Source organism: Elusimicrobiota bacterium, from assembly GCA_016218575.1.
In the GTDB taxonomy this organism is placed as follows: Bacteria; Elusimicrobiota; Elusimicrobia; order UBA1565; family UBA9628; genus JACRDN01.
In genome coordinates, this window is the sequence record JACRDN010000020.1 from 61,236 (window position 1) to 87,389 (window position 26,154).

Here is a 26,154-nt window from a genome sequence, read left to right on the forward strand (position 1 = left end):
ATTCGCGATTAAAGGAGCCCTTCATGTTGCGCGAGATTTTCTTCATGGTAGCCCTCTTTCCCATTTCGGCCCGCCTCGGCCACGCCGGCTCGCTCGAGCAGATCAAGGCGCAAGACTTCGGCCAAGGAGTCGCCGTTTCCCTGGCGCTCAAGAGAAAGCCTGTGGACGTGCCCGCGGCCTGGGTCGAGAGAAGCGTCTGGGGCGGATTCAAGACGGAAAAAGTCCCGGTCTACCTGGGCAAGCCTATAGGCCGCTACCGCTATCTTCCCTCGGCCCTGCATTATTTTGATTCTCCGAAGCCGGGAACCTTCGTCATCGTCAGGAACGGGAACAACGACTTTTCCCTCTACCAATCCTTCTCGGATCTTTCTTGGGTCGAGGGACATAGCCCCAATGGGGGTTGGCTCGAGCTCGATTCAAAGCGCTTCCCGGCTTCCTATGATCTCGCCGAAATCGTGACCATAGTCATCCGCAAGCCCTCCGCCCGCTACATCCTACGCTCTCCTTTCCGGCTCAAGCCCGTCGCCGAGAACGAACTCGAGGCGGCGGCCAAAAGCGACGTCAAGCGCGCCCTCGTCATGCTGGGGGATTCCCAGCGGGAAGACGACTACTATTTCGGCATCGTGGCCAAGGCCCTGGCTCGACAAAACCGCCTGGAGGAAGCCTTGGGGCTGGGCGCCGAAGCACGAAGAAAAGAAAACGTGATAGACGAAATCGTCCTTGGTCTCCTTGAAAGCGGCTCCATCGACGAAGCCTCATCCTTGATGTCACGCTACTACGCCCCCGACTCGATGAGATGGCTCACCGTCGCTCGAGCCTATATGGGCCGCGGCGACCTCGACAAGGCCGTCCAAGTCCTGGCGGACTACGAGGCAAGACTGCCTCGAGAATCCCTCCTGCGTCACTCGGACGTCGACGCCATCAGATACGACATTATCGAAAAGCTATTGGCCGCGGATAAATTCGACCAGGCCTATCTGCTCGCCCGCGCCATGGACGGCCGGGGCGATGGCACGATCAGCGGCGGCTCGGAGAGTTACACCGCCCATCCCCCGCACAAATCCCTGGCCTACGCCAATCTGATCAAATATCTGATCGCCCACGGCCGCGCCAAAAAGGCCAACGATATCTGGGAAGAAGCCCAAAAGCCCCGGAGATAAGTCGTCGGATATCGAAGCCGTCCCCTTGAGCGCCCTCCGATCAGGGTTTATTTGAACGACCCCAAAGCCGCGGAATTGCGCACTATGGTCTGCTCGCGGCTCTGGCCCACCGAGACGATGGCCACGGGAACGCCGAGCCACTTCTCGATGCGCTGGACGTAGTCGCGGGCCGAGGGCGGCAGGACCCCGAAGCTTCGCGCGCGGGAAACGTCACCGCTAAATCCCGGGAAGGTCTCGTAGACGGGCTCGACCTCGAGCTGGGCCCGGCGCGAGATCGGGAACTCCGCGAGGCGCTGACCGCGATAGCGATAGGCCACGCAGACCTTCAGGGGATGGATGTTGGCCAAGGTGTCGAGCTTGGTCATGGCAAGACTCGTCATCCCGTTGACCCGGATGGCCGCGCGCAGCTGGGGAATGTCGAGCCAGCCGATGCGCCGCGGACGTCCGGTCGTGGTTCCGTACTCCTTGCCGACCTCTCGGATGTAGGTCGCCACCCGCCCCTCCACCTCGGTGGGGAAGGGCCCGAGGCCCACGCGCGTGGTGTAGGCCTTGGTGACCCCCATCACGGCATCCACGGCCTGGGGGCCGATCCCGGCGCCCACGCAGGCCCCGCCGGCGATGGGATTCGATGAAGTCACGAATGGGTAGGTCCCAAAATCCAAGTCGAGCATCGCCCCCTGCGCGCTTTCAAGGAGCAGCCGCTTGCCGGCCTTCACGGCCTCGCTCAAAAGCTCGGAAGTGTCGCAGCAAAAGGGTGCTAGGTAGCGCCTGAGCTTGTCGTAGTCTCGGAAGACGTCCTCGCGGATGGCGGCCAAGGGCTTGGCCCGCGAAAGCTCGGCCGCGCGCACCTTCAAATTCTGGCCGACCAAAGCCTTGAAGGTCTCCGGCTCCAGGAAATCGCAGACCCTGATCCCGATGCGGGCGACCTTGTCCTCGTAGCAGGGCCCGATGCCCTTCTTGGTCGTGCCGATGCCCCGCCCCCCCTCCTCGCGCAAAGTGTCAAGGATGATATGGTAGGGCAGGATCACATGCGCCGACAGGCTGAGGAAGAGCCTTCCGCGCACCGTGATGCCCCGGCTCTCCAGGAGGCGCACCTCGGAGGCGAAGGCCTGGGGGCTCACCACCAGGCCGTTCCCGATCACGTTGCGCGCGCGAGGCAGGAGAATGCCGGAGGGAATGAGGTGCAGGGCGAAGGATTTCCCGTCGAAGACCACGGTGTGCCCCGCGTTGTTGCCCCCCTGGTAACGCACCACGAAATCCGCCTTGCGGCTCAAATAATGGACGATTTTTCCCTTGCCCTCGTCGCCCCATTGGGCCCCGACCACCACTAGTGCCATGCCGTTTATCCTTGGAAGAATCTCCTCCACCAAGGGAGGGTGTCTGTCTTTTGCCTGTGCAAAGTGTTGTGGAGAACCTTGAGCCGGCAGTCACGCTTGAGCTCCACGTCGCCGCAAACACCAAGGGAGAAACGGACCCGCGCCAATATCCCCGCCTCCGTGGCCTCGAGGGCCTCCACCGGGACCAGAATGGGAATGGGCCCCTTCTCGGAAATGCCGCCAAAGAGCTTGCCCAGGTACTGCGCGATGTCGCGAGAGTCATCGATGCGGGCCATCACCGTATCCCCGGCGCGCAGGTCCGCCGCGGCCGTGCCCTGGCCGTCCTCCTCCAGGGCGATCTTGAGGATGAGAAGATACTCGGCCCTGGGCTGGGAGCGGGGCTGGGGCCGCCTCAGGCCTTCCGGGTCGTTGCGCAGGGACTGGAATTGGCCGAGGTTCAAGATTTCTCGCTTCATGGATAAGCGAAGGTCGGAGCTGCGGAAAAAAGACTGGAACACGGCCAAGACCTCGGCCTCGAGAGCGTCCTCGGCCGTCCAAGCGAGCTCCGCCCCGTGAATTTCCAGGGCCTTGCGGAAATAATGAGAAAGCCGCTGTTCCATCTCCAGGCTCTCGGCCGGCAGGCTCCCTTCCCAGAGGCGGCAGCCGTAGAGCTGCTTCTCGAACTCGAACCAGTTTTGGCCGATGGAAGCGGTGTAGACCGCCGGGTTGAAGGACAGCACGGCGCGGCAGCGCATGAGGACGTTGGATTTCACGTTCAATATGCCCAGGATCAGGCCGTACTGGCTCTCTCCGTGGTGGGCGAACTTGCCCTTGACCACGACGATGTTCTTGATCAGGCGCGGGATGGCCTTGATGGCCTCCTCCACGACGTAGCCGCACATCTCCAAGGCCAGCTCGGCCTGGCCGCGGTCGCAGCCCGTCTCCTCCATCAGGAGGCTTATTTTCTCCTGCATGCTAATCCTCTTCGGGCGCGACGGCGGGATGGGCCTCCTGGTAGACTTTCTTCAAGTGATCCAAGGAAATATGAGCATAAATTTGAGTGGTCGCCAAGCTCCTGTGTCCGAGCATTTCCTGCACCGAGCGCAGGTCGCAGCCTCGGTTGAGAAGGTGGGTGGCAAAGCTATGGCGGAAGGCGTGCGGCGTGACGGACTTAAGCCACCTGGCGCCGCGCAGCCAGTTGCGCACGGCCAACGCCACGCCTTGGCCGCTCAGCCTCTCCCCGCGCGCGTTGACGAAGAGAGGCGCTGACCCGGACTCGGGGCGGCCTCTCGGGAGAGTCTTAAGGTAGTCCCTCAAGGCGCCCAAGGCGGACGTTCCCGCGGGAACTAGACGCTCGCGAGAGCCCTTGCCGAATACCCTGACGAAGCCCGCCATGAAGTCCACATCCCCCGCGTTGAGGGAGGAGAGCTCCGATCGCCGCAGGCCGCTCGAGTAGAGCAGCTCCACGATGGCCCGGTCCCGGGCGCGGGAAGGCGAGCGGGGATCCCCCCCCCGGGATAAGAGATCCTGCATCTCCCGCTCACTCAGGAACTTGGGCAAGCGACTCTCCTTCCTGGGCAAGGGAAGATTAAGGAAGGGATCGCTCTTCAAGGCACTCTGCCGGCGCAAAAATTGACAGAAGCTGCGCAGGGCCGAAAGACGCCTTAAAAGAGAGTTGCGCCTGAGACCCTGGTCCTGCTGCAAGCGGGCCAGGTATCCCCGGACATGGGAGCGGTCCAGGCGCTCGGTCTTGAGCTCGGGATGAGCCGCCAGGAAATGCGCCAGATCGGATTCGTAAGCCCGCAAAGTGTGGGGGGAGTAATTGCGCGAGGCGCGCAGGTCCGTCAAGAACTTTTGCATCCAGACTTTCACGGGCCTTAGGCCCTGTCAAGTAATAATATGATCAATTTGGAGGCCCGAGCTTGAGGCGAGTTCGAGGCGCGACGAGGGAGCATGGCGGTAGCTATGTGACCGAGGAGCAACGAAGAAATCGGCCAAGCTCGGGCCTCCCCGAAGGGGCCGAGCGCTTTTGGGCTGCGACCGCGTCGCTCGTCGCTCACATACCGCTGCGGGTATGCTCGCTCCTTGCTCCTTGTCTCGCTCCAAAATCGCTCGGCCAAATTGATCATATTATTACTTGACAGGGCCTTAAGTGCTTCTTTGCGCCTTGAGCTGGGCCAGAAGCATCTCGGCCTCGGCGCGGAGCTTGCCGCCCTCTTCCTTGGAAACGGGCCTTAGATTGCGGCACTTGGGGAAGCCCGAGCAGGCCAGAAAATAGCCCCTCTTGCCTTGCCTGATCCAAAAGGGGCGCTGGCACTTGTTGCAGGGCCGGGACGTGGCCAAAGGCCGGGAGCTCTCGATTTTCTTGCCCTCCGCATCCAAGGAAAACGTGGTCTTGCAGGCGGGATAGCCGGAGCAGGCCAGGAAGCGGCCCTTGCGGCCGGTCCGGATCACCAAGGGCTTGCCGCACATGTCGCAGAGCTCTCCGGTGGTCTCCAGCACGACTTTCTGGCCCTCGGCATTGAGCTGGATCTTGCCCTTGCATTTTGGGAAGGCCGAGCAAGAGAGATACTTGCCGAAGCGGCTCTCCCTGATGAGCATCATCTCCCCGCAAAGGGGGCACTTCTCGTCCGTCTTCTGAGGCTCCAGTTTTGAAACCTCCATCTCGCGCGACGCGGCCTCGAGCGACTTAAGGAACGGGGCGTAGAACTCCCGGACCACGCGGTCCCACATCTCCCGACCCTCGGCGACCGAATCAAGCCTCTCCTCAACCTCGGCGGTGTAGGTGAGGCTCACGACTTCCGGGAAATATTTCTTGAGCTTTTCGGTGACCAGGATGCCTAGCTCCGAGGGGAGGAGTTTGCGGTCCTTTATCCCGCGCCGGACGTAGCCCCGATCGACGATGGTCTTTATAGTCGGCGCGTAAGTGGAGGGCCGGCCTATGCCGTGCTTTTCCATGGCCCGGATTAGGCTCGCCTCGTTGTAATGGGGCGGGGGACTCGACTGGTGCTCCTCGGGCTTGAAGGAAACGAGCGAAACCACGTCTCCCTGGACCAGGAGCGGCAGGCGCCCCTCCTCCTCCTCGGCGGCCTCGGACTCATCAGTCTCCTCCTGGGAAGAGAAGTTGCCCATGAAAACGCGCAAAAAGCCGTCAAATTTCAGGCTGCGGCCGGTGGCGTGGAACAGGGCCGGACCGCTCTCGATGTCCGCCGAAACCGTGTCATAAAGGGCCTCTGTCATTTGGCTGGCCGCGAAACGCTTCCATACAAGGTCGTAAAGCCGGCTTTGGTCATGATTAAGATAGGGCCGCACCTGGTCGGGGGTGCGCAGAATGCTGGTGGGACGGATGGCCTCATGGGCCTCCTGGGCGCGTTGGGCCTTGGTCTGATAAACTGGAGGCTCCTTGGGCACGTAGGTTGGGCCGAACTTCTCGCGGAGGAAGCGGGCCGCCTCCTCCGCGGCCGATGTCGAGATCGAGAAGGAGTCCGTCCTCATGTAAGTGATAAGCCCGACCGGATCGGGAGTGCCCAAGTCCACGCCCTCATAAAGGGTTTGGGCCACGCGCATGGTGCGCTCGGCCGCGAATCCCAGCTTCTGGGAAGCGGCCTGCTGCAAGGTGCTGGTGGAGAATGGCGGCGAGGGTCGGCGGCGGACCTCTTTTTTCTCGACCTTGACGACCTTGAAGACGCCCTTGGAAATGACGTCCTGGATTTCCTGCAGCTGCGCTGGCTTCTGCAGCACGGTCAGGCGCACCCGGTATTGCTCCTCGAACAGGTCGAAGGTCTTTGTGACCTCGATTTTCTGTCCCTTCCAAAGGATGAGCTTGGCCTCGAAAGCGGGCGGGGTCCCCGCCTTCTCCAGAAGCGCGGCCAAGGTCCAGAATTTCTCGGAGGCGAAGTCCTTGATTTCCTTCTCGCGCTCGGTAAGCAGCCTCACGGCCACGGACTGGACTCTCCCTGCCGAAAGCCCGCTCTGGATCTTGGCCCAGAGAAGAGGGGAGAGCTTGTAGCCGACCAACCGGTCTATGACCCGCCGCGCCTGCTGGGCCTGGACCAGATGCTCATCAATGAGGCGTGGGCTCGACAAGGCCTCTGATATGGCCGCGGCCGTGATTTCATGGAAAGTAATGCGGCGTATCTGGTCCTCGTTTAAATGGAGCATTTCCACAAGATGCCAGGCGATGGACTCCCCTTCGCGGTCGGGGTCGGTGGCCAGATAGACGTACGGGGAGCGGCTGACCAAAGATTTGAGTTCGGAGAGGATTTTTTTGGCCCGGGGCAGGACCACGTACTCCGGGGCAAAGCCCTGGTCCACCTTGACTCCGATCTTGCGCACCGGCAGATCGCGCACGTGTCCGAAGGAGCTCTTGACCACGTACTCTCCCTTGAGCAGGCGTGAAATGGTCCTCTCCTTGGCCGGAGACTCCACCACCACCAAAGCCGGGCCCACCTTTCCCTTGGAAGGGGAGGCTTTGGGCTTGGTCGAAGTCTTCTTAGAAGGCTTAGATTCCTTTTTTGGCATAGCGCTGTCCCGGAACAGAGGAAACCAAATCCGCCAATTCCAACTGGCAAATTATATGGGATAGCCGGGATAAGTCAATACCCGTGGCGTTGCCCAGCTCATCCAGGGTGTAGGCGTCAGGACCGAGATATTGTAGGATTTTTTGGTGTTCCGGAGCCAATTCCTCGTTGGAACGGTGCCCCTGAAAGACTCGGCGAAAGCCGGCCCGGGCGGCCGGAGGAAGCTCTTCTTGGATGTCGTCCAAGGACCGGGCAAGCCTAGCCCCCTGGGAGATCAAAAGGTGCGGGGCCTCGCTCAGGGGCGAGTCGGCCGGCCCCGGCACCGCGAAAACCTCTCGCCCCTGGCTAATCCCCAAGCGCGCCGTGATCAGAGAGCCGGAATGCTCCCGGCCCTCGATCACCACCACCGCCCAACTCAAGCCCGAGACGATCCTGTTCCTTCGGGGAAAATGAGCGCCTAGGGGCGGGGCATCGAGCGGGAATTCGCTGATCACCGCCCCGCCGGAGGCCTCTATGGACCTGGCCAAGGCCTTGTTCTCGGGCGGATAGACCCGGCCGAGCCCGGAGCCCAGGACCGCCCAGGTAACGCCGCTTTCCTTAATAGCCGACCGATGAGCTTCCGTGTCTATGCCCCGGGCAAGCCCACTGACCACCGTATGGCCGCTGGCCGCGGCCTGCCCCGCCAGCCTCTGGACCATGCGCCGGCCGTAAGGCGTGGGGGTTCGGCTTCCCACGAAAGCCACTGGGAAGCCCTTGGCGCAGTCGAGATTCCCCCTCACGTAGAGGACAAGGGGGCTGTCCGCCGTGGATCGCAGGAGCTCCGGATACCCTGGCCGGCCGGAAACGAGGAGGCCAACGCCCTGCCGACGGCAGGCCTCGAACTCGGAGGCTGCGTCGAAGCCCCGAGCGCAATCCCGGAAACGCTCGATGGCATCCAATGAAAGCCCGGAAAGGCCCGCCAAATCCCGGGGCGGGACCCGAAAAATTTCCTCCATAGGCACGCGGCTCAGGAGCTCCCGGACATCGTCCGGGCCGAGTACGGGCTGGGCGTTGAGGCGCAGCCAGATTGCCAGCACCTCCTCCTCGGTCACAGAAGCTCCTCGCCTATATCATCCCTCAGCAGCCGGCGAGCTTGGCTCAAAATCCTAGGATTTCCCAGCAAAACCCGCCATTCGCTCGGCAGGCGCCCCGTGGAGAGGATGAGCTCGACCGGGTCCAATTGGAGCACCTCGGCCAAGCGCCTCAGAACCGCCTCGTCCCAGGGCGGGCTACGCTTGCCGGCCAAGACCTTGGAAAAGAACGACGGATCGAGATCAGCGGCCCGGCAGAGGCCCCGCAAAGTGAGCCCCTGGAGCCCCATGGCTTGTCCGACCTTTCCTTCAAAAGTGTCCGCGTTCATGGCTAAGCCTCATGGGTGGTGGTATTTGATGAGTTCCAGCTTCTTCTTCATGGTCTCGGCCTTCGGGTTGTCGGGGTTCTTATCAATGAAGCGGGAGAGCGCGGCCTTGGCCGCCTCCCAGTCGCTGTTGCGCTCCGCCACCTCGGCCAAGTAAAGCAGGGCCTTGGGGGCGTACTGCGACGTCGGATAATCCGTCAAGAGCTGGGTGAAGGCCTCCTGGGCCTGAGGATATTCGCTGCGCTGGTAGTAGGCCATGCCCACGTAATAATCCAGGCTCGGCGCCCACTTGGCCTGGGGATTCTTCTTGGCGTACTCCAAGGAGTCGTGAAACTTGAACTGGACCTTCCGCGTCGCGTAGTAGTAAGCCCCCCACAAGGACAACACGATTAAAACGTAGATTCTCATTCAAACCTCCGAAGCCAATCCCCAACCTGGACCGCGTCGCTGGACTTAAGTATGAGGAGCTTCCAACGCCCCCCTCCCAAGTCCTCCCGAACCTCGACCCGTCCGACCCTTTGCAGATACAGGGCGTCCTGGTCCTCGTCGAGCTCCTGGGGAGCGTCCCGGCGGTACACCCCGAGCCGATGTCCCTTGGACACCCCGGCCTTGCCAAGTAGCTTGCCGGTCACCATGTCTCCCTCCGCCGACATGGCCTCGCGGCCCTCGAACTCGACCACTTCCCCATCCCGTGCCCAGCCCGCAGGAGCCTTGAAGCGGTCCAAGGAGGGGTACTGGCCGGCCATGGCCGGCGGCATTTCGCTGGAGATGTCGTCCGGCGCGGCGGCGGCCGCGCCGGACTGGGCAATAGTGTCATCCTCTTCCTGCGCAAATACGGAGGATGCTGAAGAGGGCCTTTTTTCTCCTTTTTCTTCCACTCCGGGAACTACCAACATCTGCCCGGGAAATATCAGCTCGGGATTCTTCACCGTGACGTCGTTGGCCCGGGCGATTTCCTCCCAGAGGAAAGGGTCTCCGTAGTATTTTTTAGCCAGGTTCCAAAGGCACTCATTTTTCTTGACGGTGTGCCGCTGCGCCGGCCAGGCGGGAAGCGCCAGCCCTCCGGATAATGCCGCCGCTAAAACTATTTTTTTCATACCCCTCCTAACAGCCTTTCCAGACCCTTGAATTGCATGGCCTCGGCCAAATGACGGACCTCGATCCCGGGATTTCCCTCCAAGTCGGCGATGGTCCTGGAGACCTTGAGCAGGCGGTCGAGGCTGCGCGCGCTCAAATTCCACTTGCGGCTGGCCTTCTCCAGCAGGCCCAAGGCTTCGCCTTGCAGGCGACAGCGGCGCTGCAAGTCCTTGGCCGGAATGTAGGCGTTGAGGCCCCAGACGCCCGCGAGGCGCTCCCTTTGGATGTCCCGGGCCTTGGCCACGCGCAGGCGAACCTTCTTCGTGGTTTCACCTGCGGACGCCGTGGGCGATGAGGCCGCCCATTCCTCGAAGTCGAGAGGAGCCATCTCGACGTGCAAGTCGATGCGATCCAAAAGGGGGCCCGAGAATTTCGCCAGATACTTGCGCAGCATGGCCGGGGTACAGACGCATTCCTTCCTGGGATGGCCGCGCCAGCCGCAGGGGCAAGGGTTGGTGGCCGCGGCCAGCAGGAAGCGGGCCGGATAAATCAAGGCCTCCCTGGCCCGGGTCACGGTCACCTCGAAGCTCTCCAAGGGCTGGCGCAAGGCCTCCAGGGCCGGCCGGGAAAACTCGGCCAACTCATCGAGGAAGAGCACCCCGGCGTGAGCCAGGGAAGCCTCGCCTGGCCTGGAGGCCGGACCGCCCCCGGTCAAGGAAACCGCCGAGGACTGATGGTGCGGGGCCCGGAACGGCCTTTGACGGACAAGCCCCCCGCACGGGAGCTTGCCGCTGACGGAATAGATCCTGGAAACCTCCAAGGACTCCTGCCGGCTTAAAGGCGGAAGCAAGCCGATGAGCCTGGAAGCGAGCATGGACTTGCCGATTCCCGGCGGGCCGATGAGAAGCAGATTATGCCCCCCGGCCGCCGCGATCTCGAGGGCTCTCTTGGCCAAGACCTGCCCTTTCACGTCGGCGAGGTCGCCGCAGGGGCTCGCGGAGTCCTCCAGGGCGTCCTCCTCGGAGACTTCCTCCTGGGCCGGGGAATCCCCGGTCATGCGCGCCACCGCCTCGCGTAAATGCCTTATTGCGTAAACCTGGAGCCCGGAAGCGGAAGCTTCCCTCGCGTTCCCCAAGGGCACGACCAGGACCTTGAAGCCCTTGGCTTTGGCCTCCAGGGCCATGGCCAGCACACCCGGCACCGGCACCAAGGCCCCGTCCAAGCCGAGCTCTCCGATAAAGCAGTAGTCCTTGGAGCAAGGTCCCATCAAAATTTGACGCGAGGCGGACAGCAGGGCCAAGGCGATAGGGAGGTCGTAATGCGTACCTTCCTTGCGCGATTGGGCCGGAGCCAGATTCACGGTGATGCGCTTGGAAGGCATGCGGTAGCCGGAATTGCGCAAGGCGGAAACCACCCGCTCGCGAGACTCGCGCACCGCGTTGTCCGGCAGTCCGACCGTGGTGTAGCCCGGCAGGCCGTTGGCCAAGTCAAGCTGCACGAGGACCGAATAGCCCTCGACTCCCTTGACCCCGGCGGAATGCACGCAAGACAGCATCAGTAATCCTCGGGTGAAAGCTCTAGAATTCGGTAATCTGAATCCAAGGACCGCACGCTCCAATGGAACTGCCTGAGCTCCAGTATGGCGGCCGCAAGCTCATCGACGGACGCCCCGCCGGATAGAACCATGATCCTGGCCTGCCCGGCATCGCGCGATTCAAAGCGCGCCGAGGCCACCCGGGGCAGGGCTCGCAGAGCTTCCAAGAAGCGCCGTATCTTGTCGAGACTCGCCGGCCCCTGGACCACGACCGCCATGTCGCGCCGCTCCGGAACCTGCTCGGCCAGCAAAGCCGCGAGCTTGCCGCCCGCCAGCTCCCCGGCATTCGCCGCGGCCTTCTCCTGGGCCCCCTCCGCGGTGAGGTCCACGGCCGAGGCGGACTCGGTCCATTCCTTGAGGGGAACGGAAGGCTCAAGGCTCCGAACCTCGAGCCGAAGTCCGGCCTCCCATGAAAAATAGCCCTCGAGCCCATCCTTGCGGACGGATTCGGACTTGCCGGCCACGAGCCAACGCGCGCCGGCGCGCCGGGCCAGGGTCTCGGCCCCCTCTCGGCTGGACGCCCTGGCGGAGCCATCCGGGTCCTGCAGGTCCACGGCTTGATAGCCCCGCTCGAGCAGAGCCAGCCTCAAGGCCTCGCGCGCGCCGGGCTGCGCCCCTTGTATCCAAAGCGCGATCTTGGGCGAGCCCACGGCTCCGGCGCGCGCCAACACCCCCCAGCGCTCCAAGTCTCGCCCCAAACGGCCATAGGAGACCTCGAATATTCCCCCTCCGGCCTTTCGCGCGTAATCCCCGCAATGGGGATAAAGCTTCTCCTCCAAGGCCCGGGCCTCGGCGGGGCCGGGAACGGAAGGCAAATAAAGCTCGAGGGCGGGCTTTAAGGCCTGGCAGGGCTCTTGCGCTTTCACCATTTCCTTTTCGGGCCCGGCCTGCCCCCCGCCTCGCAGGCCCGCGCAGCCCGAAAGCTGGAGCAGGCACCAAAAACCGAGCAGGAGCATAACCACATCCCTTCTTATACGACGATCCCCCCGAAAAAGTTCCACTTCAAAGAAGGGGACGAGACATGAAGTCCAAATGAAGGCGCAGAAAATTGCTCAAGGACATGGTGCCGCGATGCGGGATCCAGCCCGGCCGGACGCCGAAGCTCTCCAGGACGTGCCCGACCGCGTGGGAAAACTCGACCTCCTTGGCGGCCAGGCTCGACTCGCCCGCAGGGCCCATGATCAAAGCGGCCTGGGCGCCCGCCTGGCGGCATTTTTCCGCGATTTCAAACGGCGCCCCAAAAGGCTGCTCCGAGTCGTAAACGTCGCAGAGCACGGTATGATAGGAAACCTTGAGCCCGAACTTCAGCGCGGACTCATGAAGGCGCTGGGCCAGCCACGGCCCCATCTCATCCTGGCCCTTGGGGAGCAGCCAGGCGAGCTTGACGCCCCCCCCTTGGGGCAGCGGCTCGTTTTGAGCCGCCGCGAGCTGAGCCTTGGAGGGCAGTTCCTGGTTGCCCTCGGCCAGGCCTAAATCGAAAAGGGGCGCGATGAGATCCTCGGGCCTCGGCGCTTGGGTGGCCGCGGCCAAGGCCACGAAGCGCGTCAGCCATTTCCGGATCTCCCCGAAATGGCCGCCCAGCTTGTCCTGGAAAACCTTGATGGAATCGCTCGGCAGCTGAAAGGAATGCCGGTCCAAAAAACCCTGTATGATGTCCTCCTGCGCGGAGACGCCGGGCACCTTAAGATCCACAGACCAGCCCCGACCGAAGGATATCTTGAGCGCCTCCTCCAAGGCGCTTAAGGCCTTGGGGGGATAAATCGAGGTGAACACCACCTGGAGGTTTTTGCCGAAAAAATGGCCGAAGATCTTGTCGAGCGCCGGCTTGTTCTGGTCCGTGATGGAAAGAAGATGTATGTCGTCCACCAGCAGAGCCTGGGCCTTGCCGATCAGGGCCGCGAGCTCCTTGGGCCTGCCGCCGGCCGGGCCGGCCACTCTCGACAGGAGACAGGCCGAGGTGAGGACCACGGCTTGGGGATCGAGGGGCTGTCCGAGACCGATTCCAATGGCGTGCAGCATGTGGGTCTTGCCCACTCCGGGAGGCCCGTGGAGAAAAAGCGGGTTGTACATGGCTCCGGGCGAGCCGACCACGGAGGTGGCCGCGGCATGGGCGAAACGGTTGAAGGGCCCGACCCGGAGGGAATCGAAATTGAGGCGCGAGTCTATAGGGATCAGCACCCCGGCAGAGGTGCTGTCCTGAGGCCCTTCAGGAGATGCGTTGGGCCTCATGGGCTCGGGAATCGTAGGCGGCGGCTCAACCGGAGCCGGCTCTGGCTCCATGCGCGGCGTCCCGGCAGGAGCGCTAGGCCCCATCTTCTCAAGAAACTCCTTCACCCGACCCAAGGAGGCCTGGGTAAGATTATGCAGGGGAATACTGATGTTGTAGCCCGCGGGATCCTGGACGGAGGCGGGGCGGCCGCACAAGGCCCCGAAAGTCTTCACCAGCCGCGCCACCTCCTTCTTGTCTCCCTGAAGGAGAAGGAGATGGCGGCGCGGGTCGAATCGCGTCGGGGCGGGGCGTATCTCCCATTTTTCCATGGGTTAGGCCCTGTCAACAATCTTGACGCCTTTCAAGACGAGCCAGTCTTGGGCCAGCGGGCTGATGATGGCTCCTCTCGGTATTTTAAGCTCCGTTCCCGCCGGCGTCAATCTCTTCTTAATTTCATGCTCGGAGAGAAACAGCCGTCCACGGGGCCCGCCGGCGGACGGGGCTCTAACCGGAAGCTCCCTCAAATGGCCCATGATGAGGTCAATGAGATCGTCCCGATTCAGCATTAAGGCCCCTTCAGCGCGCCAGCTTGATTGAGATCTGGTCGAGGTATTTCTCAAGGTCGTCATGAGGCCGCGGAATCACGTGCACGGCCACGAGCTCTCCCACCTTTTGAGCCGCGGCCGCGGCCGCGTCCACCGCCGCGCGCACGGCTCCGACCTCGCCCCGGCACAAAGTGGTCACTAGGCCGCTGCCCACCTTCTCGTAGCCCAAGAGCCTGACCTTGGCGGATTTGGCCATGGCGTCCGAAGCCTCGATCATGCCCACAAAACCCTTGGTTTCCACAAGCCCCAACGCCTCGCGAATTTCAGCCATATCAGCCCCCGGAATAGTTAATTTTGGTACCCTCGCTCTTCGTAAAACTGGTTGTTGCCCTGGGCCTCGAGGACGGCGTTGCACGAGCCGCACCTCTTGGACGGGCTGTAGGTTCGCAAGCACTCGTCCTCCTCCGGCCACCATTCCTCGAAAAACATGTCGGCCTTCTTGTGGCAGATGAGGCAGAACCTTTCCATGGCCGCGCCGCAGCAGGCGCAGAACTTTGGGAAAGCCCCGGCGGCGTGGTGGGTCAAGGAACCGCAAATCCCGCACTGTATGTCTATTCTGACGTTGAACTTCACAGGCTTGTTCTTGGACATAGGCTCAGTACCCCTTTTTCTCCCCCGAGTCTGCGGCATCCGTGACGATGGCAACACTGGCGGAGGTGCCCAAACGGGTCGCCCCTGCCTCCAGCATCGCCTGGGCCGCCTTGGCGTCGCGGATGCCTCCCGACGCCTTGACGCCCATCAAAGGCCCCACGGTCTGGCGCATGAGGCGCACGTCCTCCACGGAGGCGCCCCCGCCCCCGAAACCGGTGGATGTCTTCACGAAATCGGCTCCCGCCTTCTTGGCGAGAAGACAGGCCCTCGTCTTTTCATCTTGGGAAAGAAGGGCCGTTTCCAGGATCACCTTGAGCACGCGGCCCCGAGCGGCCTCGCGCACGGTCCGGATGTCCTCGAAAACCGCGGCGTCGTTGCCCGATTTCAAGGCCCCAACGTTGATGACCATGTCTATTTCGTCGGCCCCGTTGGCCATGGCGTCGCGGGCCTCTACGGCCTTGACCGTGGAGGTGGTCGAGCCCAGGGGAAAGCCCACCACCGTGCACACCTTCACCCCGCTGCCCCTCAGAAGCTGGGCCGCCAAGGGCACGTAGCTCGGGTTGACGCAGACCGAGGCAAAGCAGAATTCCTTGGCCTCGGCGCAGAGCTTGGCGATCTCCTCCTGGGTGGCGTTGGGCTTGAGCATGGTGTGGTCCACGCAGCGCGCCACCGAGGAGCAGGCCTTGGTCGGATGGCAGGCCGCCACGCGGTCGGCCCCCAAGGCCTTGAGGTCGCTCTCGCTGCAGCGGGCCAGGGGCTCGCAATGCGGGCAGCAGTCCTCGCGCTCGGCCGGTTTGGGCGCGAGGGAAGCGGGTTTACGTCCCATAGATGGCCATTCTTCGGAAAAAACCTTGCCGGAGGTGCCTACGGTCACCCGCACTTCCTTGGACGCATGGGCCTCTGCCCCGGCGTTGGAAGAGCAACAGCACCCATCCTCCTTTAGAAGCCCCTTTTCCGCCAAGACCTTCACGATTTCCTCGACCACTTTCCTGAGCGCTGCCTCACGCATAGCGTTTCACCCGCCCGCACGAGATCACCTGATCCACGATGGCGCAGATCACGGCCCGCACCGGGGCCTTGTCGTCCTTGATGATCGAACGGGCCGATCCCCCCTCGTCAACGACCAAAACCACGCTGCCCGGGCCGGAGCCGACCCCGCCGTCCAAGGCAAGGATGGCCTCGCCCAGGGGCTCTTTGCTGACGGGGTCTATGGGCCTGACCAAAAGAAGCCGTCTGCCGGTCAATGACTTGTGCTTGCGCGTGCCCCAAACATTGCCGATGACCTCTGCGATGAACATGAATCAGCGCCTGGCGCGCGAGCCCTTGGTTTGATGGCCGTCCACGATCCCCACGACGGCCGCGTCCACGCAGGGCTCGTCGTCGAAGGCGACGACGGCCTCGCGGGCCGCTACCCAAAAAACGTTCTCGCTGGCTCCCGCCCCGACCGCGTCCGCGGCCACCAGGGGCGGCCCGGAAACCTGCCCGTCCTCCCAGCGCAGGGGCTCGATGAGAAGGAGTTTCTTTCCCTCTATCTTGGGCTCCTGCCGCGAGCAGAACACTCGGCCGACCACGCGGGCGAGCTTCATCCGGCCCTCGCGTATTTTTTCTCGATCTCCGCGATCTTGGCCAGGCGCCTTTCGTGGCGGCCGCCCTCGAAGGGCGTGGAAAAGAAGACGTCGAGCATCTCCATGAGGGCCGCCTCCCCATGGGTTTTTCCCCCAAGACACAGGACGTTGGCGTCATCGTGGGCCGCGGCGAAGCGCGCCGAGACGGAGTTGTAGGCCGCCACCGCGCGAACGCCCGGAATCTTGTTGGCGGCCAGGGCCACGGCCCCGCCGAAGCCGTCCAGGAGCACGGCCTTGTCGAAATCCCCGCGCGCCACGGCTTCGCCTGCAAGCAAAGCCACGTCGGGATAGTCCACGGCCTCCAGGGAATGGCAGCCGAAATCCGAGACCTCGTGGCCGGCCTTCTGCAGGCGCCTCTTGACGAGTTCCTTGGCCGAAAAGCCCCCGTGGTCCGAGCCCAAGACGATTTTCACTTGCCCACCGCCGCCAGCATCTGGGAGTCGGCCTGGGGGATCACCACATGGCCGATGAGCATCGCCGCGGGCACCGCCGAGACCCCGGCCGCCACGGCCGAGCGCACGGCCGCCGGCTCTCCGGCTAGGCTCACGTAGCCCTTGCCTCCCCCCACCACGGTCTTGACCTCGAGGACATGGACCGCGGCGGCCTTGGCCGCGGCGTCCGCCGCGCGGACCGCGGCGATGGAGTCCTTGGTTTCGATGATTCCGACGGCTTCCAGGGATTCCACCGCGATCCTCTTGTCGAGGGCGGCCAGGACGGCGGCGTGGATATTGCGGATGATCACCTCGTCGATCAAAGCGCCCCCCGCCACGGCGCGGCCGGCCCTCAAGGCCGACTCGACCTCTCCCACAGGGCCCGAAACGAGGATCACGTACTTGCCGCGGGCCAGGACCTGGGTCCTGACGAGCTTGATAGAGGCGGCCTTGCACATGGCGTCGGCCGCCTCCACGCCCTTGGCGATCGAGGAGGCTTCGATGAGTCCCACCGCGATATTGGCTTGCATGTCTCTCCTCAACAGATGCGAAAGTAGCCGACCAGGCTGCAATGAAGCGGCCGGGCGAAATGGGAGGCCTTGGTGAGGCCGTCCCCCGTGGGCGTGCCTATGGACATGGAGGCGTAGCCCTCCCCCATGCCAAGCCCGTAAAAGGTCGGAGCGTTCTTGACGTAAATCGAGCACTGCATGCGCCGGCCCATGCGGGTCAAATGGTCCACGTTCATGGAGTGCATGGAGGCCGTATGGCGGTTGCCGCCCTCCGCCTCTCGGGCAAGCTCTATGGCCTTGTCCACGTCGGGGGCCGCGGTCACCGGCAGGACGGGCATGAGCTGCTCGGTCCAAACCAGGGGATGGTCGTTGGGGACCTCGGCCCAAAGGATGCGCACGCTTTCCGGGACGTCGAGGCCCGCGGCCCGGGCGATGACGCGGGCGTCACGACCCACGAACTCCCGGTTGAGCCTCGGCTCCTTGCAGCCGCGTCCTCCCTCCTGGATCACGAGGCGAGTCACGGCGTCCGCCTGGGAGGGCTTGAGCTCCCAGGCGCGTGAGTCCCGGCGCAGGGACTCGAGAAACCTCTCCCGCGCCGCGGCGGTCACGATCACTTCCTTCTCGGCCGTGCAGAGAACGTTATTGTCGAAGGAGGCGCCGGTCACGATGTCGGCGGCGCATTTCGGAAATTGAGCGGTCTCATCCACCACGGCGGGAGGATTTCCCGGGCCCGCGGCGATGGTCTTGCAGGCCTTCCCCGTGGTCATGGCGACCTTGACTATGGCCGGCCCCCCGGTCACGAGGTTGACGCTCACCGCGGGATGAGCCAAAAGGGCGCGGGTGAATTCCTGAGAGGCCGGGGCCACGGTCGAGATAAGCCCAGGGGGCGCCCCCGCCTCCACGGCGGCTTGGCTCAAGACCCTCATGGCCTCGGCCGAGCACTTGGCCGCGGCGGGATGGGGCGCGAACACCACGGCGTTGCCCGCCGAGAGGATGGAAATCGAGTTGTTGATCACCGTGGCCGCGGGGTTGGTCGAGGGGGTCACCGCGGCCACGACCCCGTAGGGCGCGTACTCGACCAAGGTCAGGCCCTTGTCTCCGGTGTAGGCCAGGGACTTCAAATCCTCCACGCCGGGGGTCCTCAGGGCGCAGACAAGGTTTTTCTGGACCTTGTCCGCCTCACGGCCCATTCCGGTTTCCTCTCGGGCAAGGCGGGCCAGGCGTTCGGCGGCGGCGACCGCGGCCTTTCTCATGGCCTCGATGACCTTTCGGCGGGCCTCCAAGCCCAGCTCTTGGAAGGCCTCCTGCGCCCTTTGCGCGGCGGCCACGGCCCCGTCCACGCTAGAGTGCGCCACGGGATCGCCGGCCGCGGCGGAAAGCACGGCCAAGGCTCCCCCGGAGGCGGAACCCGCCTCCAGACGCTTTAAGACCTCGCCCACGATGAGGGCTATCTCATCTGGCCGCATGGACGGGGTCGCTTGATTTCCTGAAGACGATCTTGCCGCCTTGCTCCACCGAGTCCACGATGGCGAAGATCACGGCGTCCACGGGACTCCCGGAAGTCCGCGAGGTTTGGCGCGCGCTCGAGCCCTGGACGAGCAGCACGAGTTCACCCTCCCCCGCTCCCACGGAGTCCACCGCCACCAAGGGGTTCCCCTTGGGATTGTCGGATAGGTCGACGGGCTGCGCCAGCATGAGCTTGGACCCGATGAGCTTCGGGTCCTTCAGGGTGCAGACGACGTTGCCGGTGACTCGTGCGAAAATCATTTCCTGCGGCTCAGGTTCTCGGCCAAGGAGATGGGCATCTTCCCCTCCAAGTCCGGATGCGGCTGGGGAATCACGTGCACGGCGATGAGCTCCCCGACCTTCTGGGCCGCAGCGGCGCCGGCGTCGCAGGCGGCCTTGGCCGCGGCGACCTCTCCCCGGAACAGCACGGTGACAAGCCCCGTTCCCACCTTCTCGTAGCCCACGATCCTAACGTCGGCGGCCTTCACGGCCGCATCCGCGGCCTCAATGCACGCCACCAATCCGCGCGTCTCGATCATTCCTAATGCAGTCATGTTTCCTCCATGTAAGTGGCGGGGGTCTCTTTCATGCGATGTTGACCTTCTCTCCGTTCTTGATCCAGGCCGCGTTGGCCTCGTCCGTGTCCAAATGGAACTCGAGGCTGAATTGGTCCGAGATCCGGCACAGCACCTGCTCGAAAACGAGCTCCCGGGGCCCGCCCACGCCGGCTCGGACCCGCACGACCTCCCCGTCCTTGATGCCCATGGCCTGGGCCTCGAGCGGGTGAAAATGAATGTGCCGCCGGGCGATGATGAGGCCCTCTTTGATCTCGAGCGTCCCTGCCGGGCCGATCACGCGCACCGGGGCCGAGCCCTCGAGTTTGCCCGAGTCGCGGATGGGAGGGCGCAGGCCCAAAGCCTGCGCGTCGGTCTGTGAAATCTCGATCTGGGTCTTGGGGCGGTGGGGGGCGATCAAGCGCACGTTCTCGATCTTGCCCTTGGGCCCCTCCACGGCCACTGTTTCGTAGCAGGCCCAGAACCCGGGCTGCTTGACCGAGCGGAATTTCCTAGGCTGGCGGGCCTTGCCGAAAAGCGCGTCCCAATGCTCCTGGGTGAAATGCGCGTGGCGGTTGGAGACCCCGACCGGTATCGGGCTCTTGGAGCGCTCCATGCGCGACACGATCTCGGCCGTGATCTTCTTGGCCAGCTCGGGATTCTGTTCCATAGTAATTCAGTGACAGTTACTTAATTATTCCGAAAGTGAACGATGCGCAAAAACGAGATGGGCTTCAAGCTCTCTCCCCCGACCAAGGCCCCATCGATATCGGGCTGGGCCATCAAGGAATCCGCGTTCTCCGCCTTGACCGAGCCCCCATAGAGGATGCGCAGGCCCGATGCGAAGCCTTCTCCGTAAAGCTTGGCCGCGTTCTTGCGGATGAAAAGGTGGGCTTCCTGGGCCTGGGCCGGGGTGGCGGTGCGGCCCGTGCCGATGGCCCAGACCGGCTCGTAGGCGACTATGAGGCGCGAAATTTCCTGTGGGGCAAACCCTTCCAAAGCCTTCATCTGGGCCTCGAGCACGCGGAAGGTTTTCTGAGACTCTCGCTCCTCCAAGGTCTCGCCGACGCAGACGATGGGGACAAGCCCCGCCGCCAAGGCGCTTTTAAGCTTCTTCTGCACGGCCTCGTTCGTGTCCCCAAAGAGCCTGCGGCGCTCGCTATGGCCTATGAGGACCATCTGGCAGCCGGCATCCACGAGCTGGGCAGGGGAAATCTCCCCGGTGAAGGCCCCCTGGCTTTCCCAAAAAACATCCTGGGCCCCCAGGCGCACGGAGCCTCCCTCGAGCGTTTCGGCGACGACCGAAAGCGCGGTGAAGGGAACGCAAAGGGCGACCTCTCCGGGAGAGCCCGCCGCCCCCTCCTTGACCGCGCGCGCCAGCTCCACGGATTGGGCCAAGGTGAGGTGCATTTTCCAGTTTCCGGCGATGAGGGGTCGGCGCAAAGAAGAGGTCATTTATTATCGGCTTGTGGCCAAAGTGGCCACAAGCATTCCGTCAGCGGGAGGTATTCTATCGGAATGCCGGGGGCTTGTCAAATTATGCAACGACTATTGGCGCCCGAGAGGAGCGGAAGCCGTGATCGCGCGGGAAAAGAATGTCGCGTTATAGCCTCGCGCAAGCTCGGGCTCCTTTAGGAAATAACTCGACCAGGGGACGGCTAAAGTGTAGCCGCTATCCTTTTGTTCAAGCGCGGTCTCTTTGCAGTCCGAGGCCGCGCCTCCCGAGCAAACCCAGGCGCTCCCTTTTTTATAGCGGTTGAGGACGGCCAAAATCTCGTCTTGGGAGAAGATCGCGCCGGGCCCCGCGTGCAGCAGGTAGCCCATGGGTCGATAATTCTTATCCCAAGAAGTCCCCCTGCCGATCGAGGCGTGCACGTTGCCCGCCAGAACCACCGCATGATCCTTGCGCAGGCGCAGGAAGGCGTCCTTGATATTTCGCGCCATGCCGCTGTCGCGCTCCTGCGCTCCCGCGGAGATTCCGGGATCGAAGCAAACGACCTCGACTCCGGGAATGGACCGCACCGCCTCCAAAAGGCCCGCCATCGCCCGGCTGGAGCGGCCGTCCTGGAAATCCCTGCTGAAAAAAGCCGTCTTTTTGAGAATATCAATTCGCCCGGTTTCAAGAAACGAATCAATCGCATGCTGCTCTCCGGCCGGAATCTCAACGGCCAAGAAAGCTGATCGGCCGTTTCTGGCGATCAATCTCAGAAGCCCCTGAACGAAAGCCGGGGCCTCGTTGGTCCCGTGCATTTCCCCCAAGATGATGACATCATAACCCTTGAGCTCCGGGAACATCCGGTCGGGCAGCTCGACCGGGCTCTCAAGTTTGATCGCGTTGCGTATGATGAATTCGGGAGAAGGGGCCGCCGCGGCGAGCCCGGGCTGAATGGCGGCGAAAGTTATCAACAGAACTTCGCCGCGAAGCATTGTGGATAACTTCCGCTAGTACTCCGAAAGCGGAATGACCAGTTCTCCCATGGTCCCGGGGTGGTAGTCGTCCTTGAACAGAGACTTGGGACTGCGCTTGACGCGGATGGCGAAGACCCTGGCCCGGCGGGCCTGCTGGATGTCGGAGTCGCTGTCGCCGAAAAAGAGGACGTAGTTGCCGCTTTGCAGGTATTGATGCTTGTTCTCGCGGCTCGTGAAATGGAACTGGCCGCGGCCGACCAGGTGCCGCCACTCCTTCTTCAAGGGCTCGGCATCCACCGCGGGGCGGGCGGTGAGGATGGCTACCCGGAAGCCGAAAACCCTGAACATCCAGGCCAGGACGTAGGGGATGAGCTTGGGCTTCTCCAAGTCGTAGGACTGGTTGACGACGGACCAGAAAGCCTCGGAGAAGGGCTGGGCCGTGTTGGCGAAGGCGCGGCTCAAGGCCGGGGTGGAGAAGACCAAGGTGTCGTCGTAGTCAAAGGCCACCCCCAGCCGGCAGATGGTGACCAGGCTAAAGACGAGGCCCCAGCAGCTCAGAGCCGCCAGGAACTTCTTGGTCCTCGTCCAGTAGGCGTCGGCTTTGGCTCGGACATTCTTAAGTACCATGGGAATCCCCCCGCCCCGGCCCCGAGCGCAGGCGTCCCCCGGAGGGGACGGCGATCAGGCCCTGTTTCCGGGCGCACTCGCGCAGCACGTCGCGCAAAAGCGTCTTGGTGTTCTCCTGCTTTTGGGCCAAGGCGAAGGGCGTGTAGCCGTCCCCCCCCTTGACCATGAAATCGATGGTGGCGACCTCGTAGGACGCCTCGTCGTCGAGGGGCCTGCCTCCCACCAGGACCGCGGCCGCGCGCCGGCCCTGGGCGCCGTCGCGGTCATAGGAAAATTCCACTCCGGACACCTGGAGCATGCCCTTGCTGCGCCCGACGCCGTAGTCGAGTATCTCCCGCACGAGGGCCCCCTTCATGGACAGCCTCACCACGTAGTTGTCGAAAGGCATGACGTTGAAGATGTCTCGCACCGTGACCGGACCGGCCTCGAGATCGGCGCGGATGCCGCCGCCGTTCTGGAAGGCGATGTCGGCCCGGGCCCAGGAGCGCTCGCAGTCCGTCATCCAGTCGCCCAAGGAGGATTCCCCCTCCCGATTGCGCGAGAGCCGGGCCGCGGCCGTGGCCACGACCACATCGAAGATCGCCTTGACCCGCGACTCGTATTTGCCGGAGAGCGCCAAGACCCCCGGGTCCTCGCCCCACTCGTCGGCCCACAGATCCAGGAGCTCCCCTCGGGAAGCCGCGACCTTCTTGGTCTTGGGGTCGATCTCGAGCGTTACCCGTCCCACCTGGCTCAAGGTGGAGCCCGCCTGGGTGATGAGGGTGCCGTAGGTCGCGTCGCGCACGGGGACCCTCAAAGGCGTATGGGTGTGCCCGCCCACGATCAAGTCGATGCCCTCGACCTGGGAGGCCACAGTCTGGTCTCCCTCGAAGGGACCCATGTCCGGACTCTCGAAGCCCACGTGGGTCGCGGCTATGATCACCGTGGCCCCCCGCGCCCGCAAAGCCTTGACCGCCTCGCGGGCGGCCTCGACCTCGCGGCGGAACTCCAGGCCAGCGAAGTTCTCCGGGAAGGTGAGCTGCCTCATGTGCGTGGTGGTCAGGCCGAATATCCCGACTTTCACCCCGGCTACTTCCTTGACGATCCAGGGCTTTAGGTAGGCGACGCGCTGGCCGTCCTTGCGGTAAATGTTGGCGGCCAGGACCGGGATCTTGGCCATGCCCGAGAGCTCCTTCAACCGAGCCTCGCCGAAATCGAAATCGTGGTTGCCCACGGCTACGGCGTCGTAGCCCAAGGCGTTGAATATCTCCACGGCGGACTCGCCCCGGCTCAAGCTTCCCTCGGGCGTGCCCTGGAACCAGTCGCCGGCGTCGATAAGAAGCTTGGGCCCGGCCTCTTTCTTCAGCACGTTCGAAAGGACCGCGGCGCCGCCGATGAGGCGGCTGGGGTCGGCCTGGTAAAAGGAGGCCGGGCGGGACCTGATCCAGCCGTGGATGTCGTTGGTGTGGTAAACGAAGATCTTGAGGCTCTCGGCCCCGGAGGCTCCCGCGAGAAGAAGCAGCCAGAGCGCCAGGAAGCGGATCGCCGATTTGCCCATCGGGCGCAATTCTACCACTTTCCCCGGGCCGACTCCAGAATCTCGACGACCTCATCATCGGAAGTCTGCTCGAAATCCTGATACTGGTTTCCCACCGCGATGAAGGGCTCCGGCTCGAACAGGCAGACGAAAGAGTCCATCTCGCGCCGGATCTCCGCGGCGACCTCGGCGCAGGCCACGGGAACGGCCAAAGTCACGGAGCTGGGGCCGCGGCTCCGCACGGCCAGAGCGGCGGCGCGGGCCGAGGCTCCCGTGGCCAGGCCGTCGTCCACGAGGAATACCTGCTTTCCCCGAAGCTGCGCCGCGGGCCGGCCGCCGCGATAAAGGTCCTGCCTGCGCCGGATCTCCGCGAGCTGGCGCCCGAGCTCCTCTTGAATATAATCCGGCCCGACCCCGAGCCGCGCTATGAGATCCTGGTTGAAGACAGGCCTTGGAATCTCCCACTCGGCCACGGCCCCGATGGCGAGCTCCGGATCGGCCGGAGCTCGAAGCTTGCGCGCCACCACGATGTCGAGGGGGATCTCGAGGGCCCTGGCCACCTCATAGCCCACCTCCACTCCGCCCCGGGGCAAGGCCAGGACGATAGCGGGACCGGCGCGCAAGGGCAGTAGCCTTTGCGCCAACTTCCGGCCCGCGGCCCGGCGGTCCCTAAACATTTTCCAAGGAGTCAAGCCAAAGCCCGAGAACCGCGATCCGGAAAAATAGCCCGGCCTCCACGCGCCGGCTTCCCCGAGCGAGCTCCCCGTGCCCGCGCCGGACGGCGTCCTTGTTGAAGAACCAGGCGGCGCCCTCTCCACCCAAGCCGAACCCGCGAAGAGCGGGATTTCCGGGGTTTCTGACCCAGGATTCCCATGGAACGATGAAGCCGTGCTTGCTTCTCCAGGCGATCTCCAGAGGCAGGTATTTCTCGGCCAAGCGCCTCAGAATGTATTTGCCCCGGAATCGCCGGATCTTGAAGCTCGATGGGAGTTTCGCCGCGAACTCGACGACGGGAAGGTTCAGGAAAGGCACCCGGGCCTCGAGCGAGGCCTTCATCGTGGCCTTGTCCGCCTTCATGAGCAGTGAATCGCAGAGAACCGTCTTGAAGTCAAACCCCAAGGCGCTGTCGAGGCGCCTCATGGGGAGACCGTCGTAGACACTCCAGAGCGGGGTCCCGGAGGAGCACAAGGCCCAAAAGTCGGGGGCCAAGAACTCGCGCAGTTCGGCAAGGCTCGATGACGCCGAGGCCCGAGCCCAGTCCCCAACGGAGGCGTAGGGCAGCTCGGCGAAAATCCGGCCCTTGCCCAAGCGCCGGGCCAAAGGGGCGGCTGTCAAGCCCAGGCCCGCAGGACACCAGACAAGCTTCTCATTGAGCCACGCCGCCTTGTGGCGGTTGTAGCCCGCGAACAGCTCGTCGGCGCCCTCCCCGGTGAGGGCGACCTTGACCTTGCCGCGGGCAAATTGGGCCAAGAGATACGTGGGCAGAATGGCCGAGTCCGCGATGGGCTCATCCAAGAACTGGATGGAGCCCTCGAGGCCCTCCAAAACGCCGGCTTTGAGTATCAACTCGTGATGGTCGGTGCCCAGGTGCTTGGCCACCCGCCGGGCATGGTTCGATTCGTCCACACCCGAGGCGGCTCCGGAAAAGCCCACGGAGAAGGTGGACACCTTCCCGGGGGAGTGGCGCGCCATGTAGGCCGCGATGAGGCTTGAGTCCACCCCGCCGCTCAAGAACGCGCCCAAAGAGACGTCGCTCAGCATCGCGGCGCGCACGGCCTCGGAAAGAACGCGGTCCAAGACCTCAAGAGCCTCCTCGAAATCGAGCTCGCTCTCGGCAGCCTCCCAAGGCCAGTCCCAGTAGCCTTCGAGGCGCGGCTCCCCCGCGCCGAGCTTGAGAGTGTGTCCGGGCGGGAGCTTCAAGACCCCCTCGATTATGGTCCGCGGGGCGTGGACTTTGCCGTAAAGAAGATACTCCAGAAGCCCCGAAGAGTTTACCCCCGCCTTGATCCCGCCTTTGAGAAGCGATCGGAGCTCCGAGGAGAAGAGAAGCCTCCTCCCGTCGAAATGGTAGTAGAGCGGCTTGATCCCGACCGGGTCCCGGGCCAGAAGAAGCTCTTTTGATCGGCCGTCCCATAGGCCGACCGCGAACATGCCGTTGAGCCTCTTGAAGGCCGCCGCGCCCTCTTGGAGGTAGAGCTCCAGCAAGGTCTCGGTGTCCGAGCGGGTCCGAAAGCGGACCCCTCCCCGCTCGAGCTCCTCCCGGAGCTCCGGATGGTTGTATATCTCGCCGTTGAAGACCAAAGCGACCCGGCCATCGCGGCTCAAGAAGGGCTGATGCCCGCCTTCCAGGTCCAGAATGGAAAGCCTCTGGAAGCCCAGGGCCGCGGGCCCGTCGCGATGCTCTCCCTCGTCGTCGGGGCCCCGGTGGAGGAGGGCTCGGCGCATGTTCCCGAGGTCTCGGCGATCCGGCGCTCCGCCCAGGTCAAGGATTCCGCAAATGCCGCACATG

The 26,154-nt window shown here is 63.7% G+C and carries 30 protein-coding genes; 1 reads left to right on the top strand and 29 read right to left on the bottom strand.

Features of this window, described 5'->3' with window-relative positions; genetic code table 11:
* The first annotated feature begins 23 nt into the window (after positions 1-23).
* Positions 24-1,160 (top strand): hypothetical protein, encoded by a 1,137-nt coding sequence (locus HY921_11055; protein MBI5631408.1) that lies wholly within the window; start codon positions 24-26, stop codon positions 1,158-1,160.
* A gap of 47 nt (positions 1,161-1,207) precedes the next feature.
* Here the strand turns inward: HY921_11055 and HY921_11060 are convergent, their stop codons facing one another.
* The 29 genes from HY921_11060 to asnB form a co-directional block, all read right to left on the bottom strand.
* Positions 1,208-2,497: an adenylosuccinate synthase gene (locus tag HY921_11060; protein MBI5631409.1), complete on the bottom strand. Its 1,290-nt coding sequence runs from the start codon at positions 2,495-2,497 to the stop codon at positions 1,208-1,210.
* A gap of 5 nt (positions 2,498-2,502) precedes the next feature.
* Complete coding sequence (locus tag HY921_11065; GenBank protein MBI5631410.1) at positions 2,503-3,450, bottom strand: hypothetical protein; 948 nt, start codon at positions 3,448-3,450, stop codon at positions 2,503-2,505.
* A 1-nt stretch (position 3,451) separates the two neighbouring features.
* The gene (locus tag HY921_11070) at positions 3,452-4,348 is read right to left on the bottom strand and encodes a tyrosine-type recombinase/integrase (GenBank protein MBI5631411.1); all 897 of its coding nucleotides are present in this window, start codon (positions 4,346-4,348) and stop codon (positions 3,452-3,454) included.
* Between the two features lie 276 nt (positions 4,349-4,624).
* Complete coding sequence (topA, locus tag HY921_11075) at positions 4,625-6,997, bottom strand: type I DNA topoisomerase (GenBank protein ID MBI5631412.1); 2,373 nt, start codon at positions 6,995-6,997, stop codon at positions 4,625-4,627.
* On the bottom strand, positions 6,978-8,087 hold the full coding sequence (gene dprA, locus HY921_11080; protein ID MBI5631413.1) for a DNA-protecting protein DprA: 1,110 nt from the start codon (positions 8,085-8,087) through the stop codon (positions 6,978-6,980). The genes topA and dprA overlap by 20 nt, the downstream gene beginning before the upstream one ends.
* On the bottom strand, positions 8,084-8,395 hold the full coding sequence (locus tag HY921_11085; GenBank protein ID MBI5631414.1) for a helix-turn-helix transcriptional regulator: 312 nt from the start codon (positions 8,393-8,395) through the stop codon (positions 8,084-8,086). The genes dprA and HY921_11085 overlap by 4 nt, the downstream gene beginning before the upstream one ends.
* Positions 8,396-8,404: 9 nt before the next feature.
* Positions 8,405-8,800, bottom strand: coding sequence for a tetratricopeptide repeat protein (locus HY921_11090; GenBank protein MBI5631415.1), 396 nt, complete (start codon positions 8,798-8,800; stop codon positions 8,405-8,407).
* A complete protein-coding gene (locus HY921_11095) occupies positions 8,797-9,489 on the bottom strand; it encodes a LysM peptidoglycan-binding domain-containing protein (GenBank protein MBI5631416.1) in 693 nt (230 codons plus the stop codon). Before HY921_11095 ends, HY921_11090 begins: the two co-directional genes overlap by 4 nt.
* Positions 9,486-11,024 (bottom strand): YifB family Mg chelatase-like AAA ATPase, encoded by a 1,539-nt coding sequence (locus tag HY921_11100; protein ID MBI5631417.1) that lies wholly within the window; start codon positions 11,022-11,024, stop codon positions 9,486-9,488. Before HY921_11100 ends, HY921_11095 begins: the two co-directional genes overlap by 4 nt.
* A complete protein-coding gene (locus HY921_11105) occupies positions 11,024-12,025 on the bottom strand; it encodes a hypothetical protein (GenBank protein ID MBI5631418.1) in 1,002 nt (333 codons plus the stop codon). The genes HY921_11100 and HY921_11105 overlap by 1 nt, the downstream gene beginning before the upstream one ends.
* A 40-nt stretch (positions 12,026-12,065) precedes the next feature.
* A complete protein-coding gene (locus HY921_11110; protein ID MBI5631419.1) occupies positions 12,066-13,601 on the bottom strand; it encodes a hypothetical protein in 1,536 nt (511 codons plus the stop codon).
* 3 nt (positions 13,602-13,604) lie between these two features.
* A complete protein-coding gene (locus HY921_11115; GenBank protein MBI5631420.1) occupies positions 13,605-13,838 on the bottom strand; it encodes a hypothetical protein in 234 nt (77 codons plus the stop codon).
* Between the two features lie 10 nt (positions 13,839-13,848).
* The gene (locus HY921_11120; protein MBI5631421.1) at positions 13,849-14,139 is read right to left on the bottom strand and encodes a BMC domain-containing protein; all 291 of its coding nucleotides are present in this window, start codon (positions 14,137-14,139) and stop codon (positions 13,849-13,851) included.
* 26 nt (positions 14,140-14,165) lie between these two features.
* Positions 14,166-14,468, bottom strand: a complete 303-nt coding sequence (locus HY921_11125) for a hypothetical protein (protein MBI5631422.1) — start codon at positions 14,466-14,468, stop codon at positions 14,166-14,168.
* A gap of 4 nt (positions 14,469-14,472) precedes the next feature.
* Positions 14,473-15,294, bottom strand: coding sequence for a deoxyribose-phosphate aldolase (gene deoC, locus HY921_11130; GenBank protein MBI5631423.1), 822 nt, complete (start codon positions 15,292-15,294; stop codon positions 14,473-14,475).
* Positions 15,295-15,469: 175 nt separating this feature from the next.
* Positions 15,470-15,766 (bottom strand): EutN/CcmL family microcompartment protein, encoded by a 297-nt coding sequence (locus tag HY921_11135; GenBank protein MBI5631424.1) that lies wholly within the window; start codon positions 15,764-15,766, stop codon positions 15,470-15,472.
* Between the two features lie 3 nt (positions 15,767-15,769).
* Positions 15,770-16,054, bottom strand: a complete 285-nt coding sequence (locus HY921_11140) for an ethanolamine utilization protein EutN (protein MBI5631425.1) — start codon at positions 16,052-16,054, stop codon at positions 15,770-15,772.
* Positions 16,051-16,506: an RpiB/LacA/LacB family sugar-phosphate isomerase gene (locus tag HY921_11145; GenBank protein MBI5631426.1), complete on the bottom strand. Its 456-nt coding sequence runs from the start codon at positions 16,504-16,506 to the stop codon at positions 16,051-16,053. The genes HY921_11140 and HY921_11145 overlap by 4 nt, the downstream gene beginning before the upstream one ends.
* Positions 16,503-17,054, bottom strand: a complete 552-nt coding sequence (locus tag HY921_11150) for a BMC domain-containing protein (GenBank protein ID MBI5631427.1) — start codon at positions 17,052-17,054, stop codon at positions 16,503-16,505. Before HY921_11150 ends, HY921_11145 begins: the two co-directional genes overlap by 4 nt.
* An 8-nt stretch (positions 17,055-17,062) precedes the next feature.
* Positions 17,063-18,499, bottom strand: a complete 1,437-nt coding sequence (locus HY921_11155) for an aldehyde dehydrogenase (protein ID MBI5631428.1) — start codon at positions 18,497-18,499, stop codon at positions 17,063-17,065.
* Positions 18,486-18,800 carry a EutN/CcmL family microcompartment protein gene (locus HY921_11160; GenBank protein ID MBI5631429.1) on the bottom strand — a complete coding sequence of 105 codons (315 nt, stop codon included), beginning with the start codon at positions 18,798-18,800 and terminating at the stop codon, positions 18,486-18,488. Before HY921_11160 ends, HY921_11155 begins: the two co-directional genes overlap by 14 nt.
* Positions 18,797-19,093 carry a BMC domain-containing protein gene (locus HY921_11165; GenBank protein MBI5631430.1) on the bottom strand — a complete coding sequence of 99 codons (297 nt, stop codon included), beginning with the start codon at positions 19,091-19,093 and terminating at the stop codon, positions 18,797-18,799. The genes HY921_11160 and HY921_11165 overlap by 4 nt, the downstream gene beginning before the upstream one ends.
* A 31-nt stretch (positions 19,094-19,124) precedes the next feature.
* A complete protein-coding gene (gene pduL / locus HY921_11170; protein MBI5631431.1) occupies positions 19,125-19,709 on the bottom strand; it encodes a phosphate propanoyltransferase in 585 nt (194 codons plus the stop codon).
* Between the two features lie 74 nt (positions 19,710-19,783).
* Positions 19,784-20,536, bottom strand: coding sequence for a triose-phosphate isomerase (locus HY921_11175; protein MBI5631432.1), 753 nt, complete (start codon positions 20,534-20,536; stop codon positions 19,784-19,786).
* 105 nt (positions 20,537-20,641) lie between these two features.
* On the bottom strand, positions 20,642-21,499 hold the full coding sequence (locus HY921_11180; GenBank protein ID MBI5631433.1) for a hypothetical protein: 858 nt from the start codon (positions 21,497-21,499) through the stop codon (positions 20,642-20,644).
* A 36-nt stretch (positions 21,500-21,535) separates the two neighbouring features.
* Positions 21,536-22,129 (bottom strand): hypothetical protein, encoded by a 594-nt coding sequence (locus HY921_11185; protein ID MBI5631434.1) that lies wholly within the window; start codon positions 22,127-22,129, stop codon positions 21,536-21,538.
* Positions 22,119-23,666 (bottom strand): bifunctional metallophosphatase/5'-nucleotidase, encoded by a 1,548-nt coding sequence (locus HY921_11190; protein MBI5631435.1) that lies wholly within the window; start codon positions 23,664-23,666, stop codon positions 22,119-22,121. The genes HY921_11185 and HY921_11190 overlap by 11 nt, the downstream gene beginning before the upstream one ends.
* 11 nt (positions 23,667-23,677) lie before the next feature.
* Positions 23,678-24,322, bottom strand: a complete 645-nt coding sequence (locus HY921_11195) for a phosphoribosyltransferase (GenBank protein ID MBI5631436.1) — start codon at positions 24,320-24,322, stop codon at positions 23,678-23,680.
* The gene (gene asnB, locus HY921_11200) at positions 24,315-26,153 is read right to left on the bottom strand and encodes an asparagine synthase (glutamine-hydrolyzing) (protein ID MBI5631437.1); all 1,839 of its coding nucleotides are present in this window, start codon (positions 26,151-26,153) and stop codon (positions 24,315-24,317) included. The genes HY921_11195 and asnB overlap by 8 nt, the downstream gene beginning before the upstream one ends.
* Position 26,154: the final 1 nt, after the last annotated feature.

Bases quoted from the DNA above. Each gene is read 5' to 3' on its own strand.
- HY921_11085 (MBI5631414.1), bottom strand. From the start codon at position 8,395: ATGAACGCGGACACTTTTGAAGGAAAGGTCGGACAAGCCATGGGGCTC.
- HY921_11115 (MBI5631420.1), bottom strand. From the start codon at position 13,838: ATGCTGAATCGGGACGATCTCATTGACCTCATCATGGGCCATTTGAGG.
- HY921_11195 (MBI5631436.1), bottom strand. From the start codon at position 24,322: ATGTTTAGGGACCGCCGGGCCGCGGGCCGGAAGTTGGCGCAAAGGCTA.
- HY921_11165 (MBI5631430.1), bottom strand. From the start codon at position 19,093: ATGACTGCATTAGGAATGATCGAGACGCGCGGATTGGTGGCGTGCATT.
- HY921_11150 (MBI5631427.1), bottom strand. From the start codon at position 17,054: ATGCAAGCCAATATCGCGGTGGGACTCATCGAAGCCTCCTCGATCGCC.
- pduL (MBI5631431.1), bottom strand. From the start codon at position 19,709: ATGGAGCGCTCCAAGAGCCCGATACCGGTCGGGGTCTCCAACCGCCAC.
- HY921_11125 (MBI5631422.1), bottom strand. From the start codon at position 14,468: ATGTCCAAGAACAAGCCTGTGAAGTTCAACGTCAGAATAGACATACAG.
- HY921_11100 (MBI5631417.1), bottom strand. From the start codon at position 11,024: ATGCTGTCTTGCGTGCATTCCGCCGGGGTCAAGGGAGTCGAGGGCTAT.
- HY921_11055 (MBI5631408.1), top strand. From the start codon at position 24: ATGTTGCGCGAGATTTTCTTCATGGTAGCCCTCTTTCCCATTTCGGCC.
- HY921_11095 (MBI5631416.1), bottom strand. From the start codon at position 9,489: ATGAAAAAAATAGTTTTAGCGGCGGCATTATCCGGAGGGCTGGCGCTT.
- HY921_11135 (MBI5631424.1), bottom strand. From the start codon at position 15,766: ATGTTCATCGCAGAGGTCATCGGCAATGTTTGGGGCACGCGCAAGCAC.
- HY921_11140 (MBI5631425.1), bottom strand. From the start codon at position 16,054: ATGAAGCTCGCCCGCGTGGTCGGCCGAGTGTTCTGCTCGCGGCAGGAG.
- deoC (MBI5631423.1), bottom strand. From the start codon at position 15,294: ATGGGACGTAAACCCGCTTCCCTCGCGCCCAAACCGGCCGAGCGCGAG.
- HY921_11155 (MBI5631428.1), bottom strand. From the start codon at position 18,499: ATGCGGCCAGATGAGATAGCCCTCATCGTGGGCGAGGTCTTAAAGCGT.
- HY921_11160 (MBI5631429.1), bottom strand. From the start codon at position 18,800: ATGATTTTCGCACGAGTCACCGGCAACGTCGTCTGCACCCTGAAGGAC.
- topA (MBI5631412.1), bottom strand. From the start codon at position 6,997: ATGCCAAAAAAGGAATCTAAGCCTTCTAAGAAGACTTCGACCAAGCCC.
- HY921_11060 (MBI5631409.1), bottom strand. From the start codon at position 2,497: ATGGCACTAGTGGTGGTCGGGGCCCAATGGGGCGACGAGGGCAAGGGA.
- HY921_11090 (MBI5631415.1), bottom strand. From the start codon at position 8,800: ATGAGAATCTACGTTTTAATCGTGTTGTCCTTGTGGGGGGCTTACTAC.
- HY921_11190 (MBI5631435.1), bottom strand. From the start codon at position 23,666: ATGGGCAAATCGGCGATCCGCTTCCTGGCGCTCTGGCTGCTTCTTCTC.
- HY921_11110 (MBI5631419.1), bottom strand. From the start codon at position 13,601: ATGGAAAAATGGGAGATACGCCCCGCCCCGACGCGATTCGACCCGCGC.
- HY921_11185 (MBI5631434.1), bottom strand. From the start codon at position 22,129: ATGGTACTTAAGAATGTCCGAGCCAAAGCCGACGCCTACTGGACGAGG.
- HY921_11065 (MBI5631410.1), bottom strand. From the start codon at position 3,450: ATGCAGGAGAAAATAAGCCTCCTGATGGAGGAGACGGGCTGCGACCGC.
- asnB (MBI5631437.1), bottom strand. From the start codon at position 26,153: ATGTGCGGCATTTGCGGAATCCTTGACCTGGGCGGAGCGCCGGATCGC.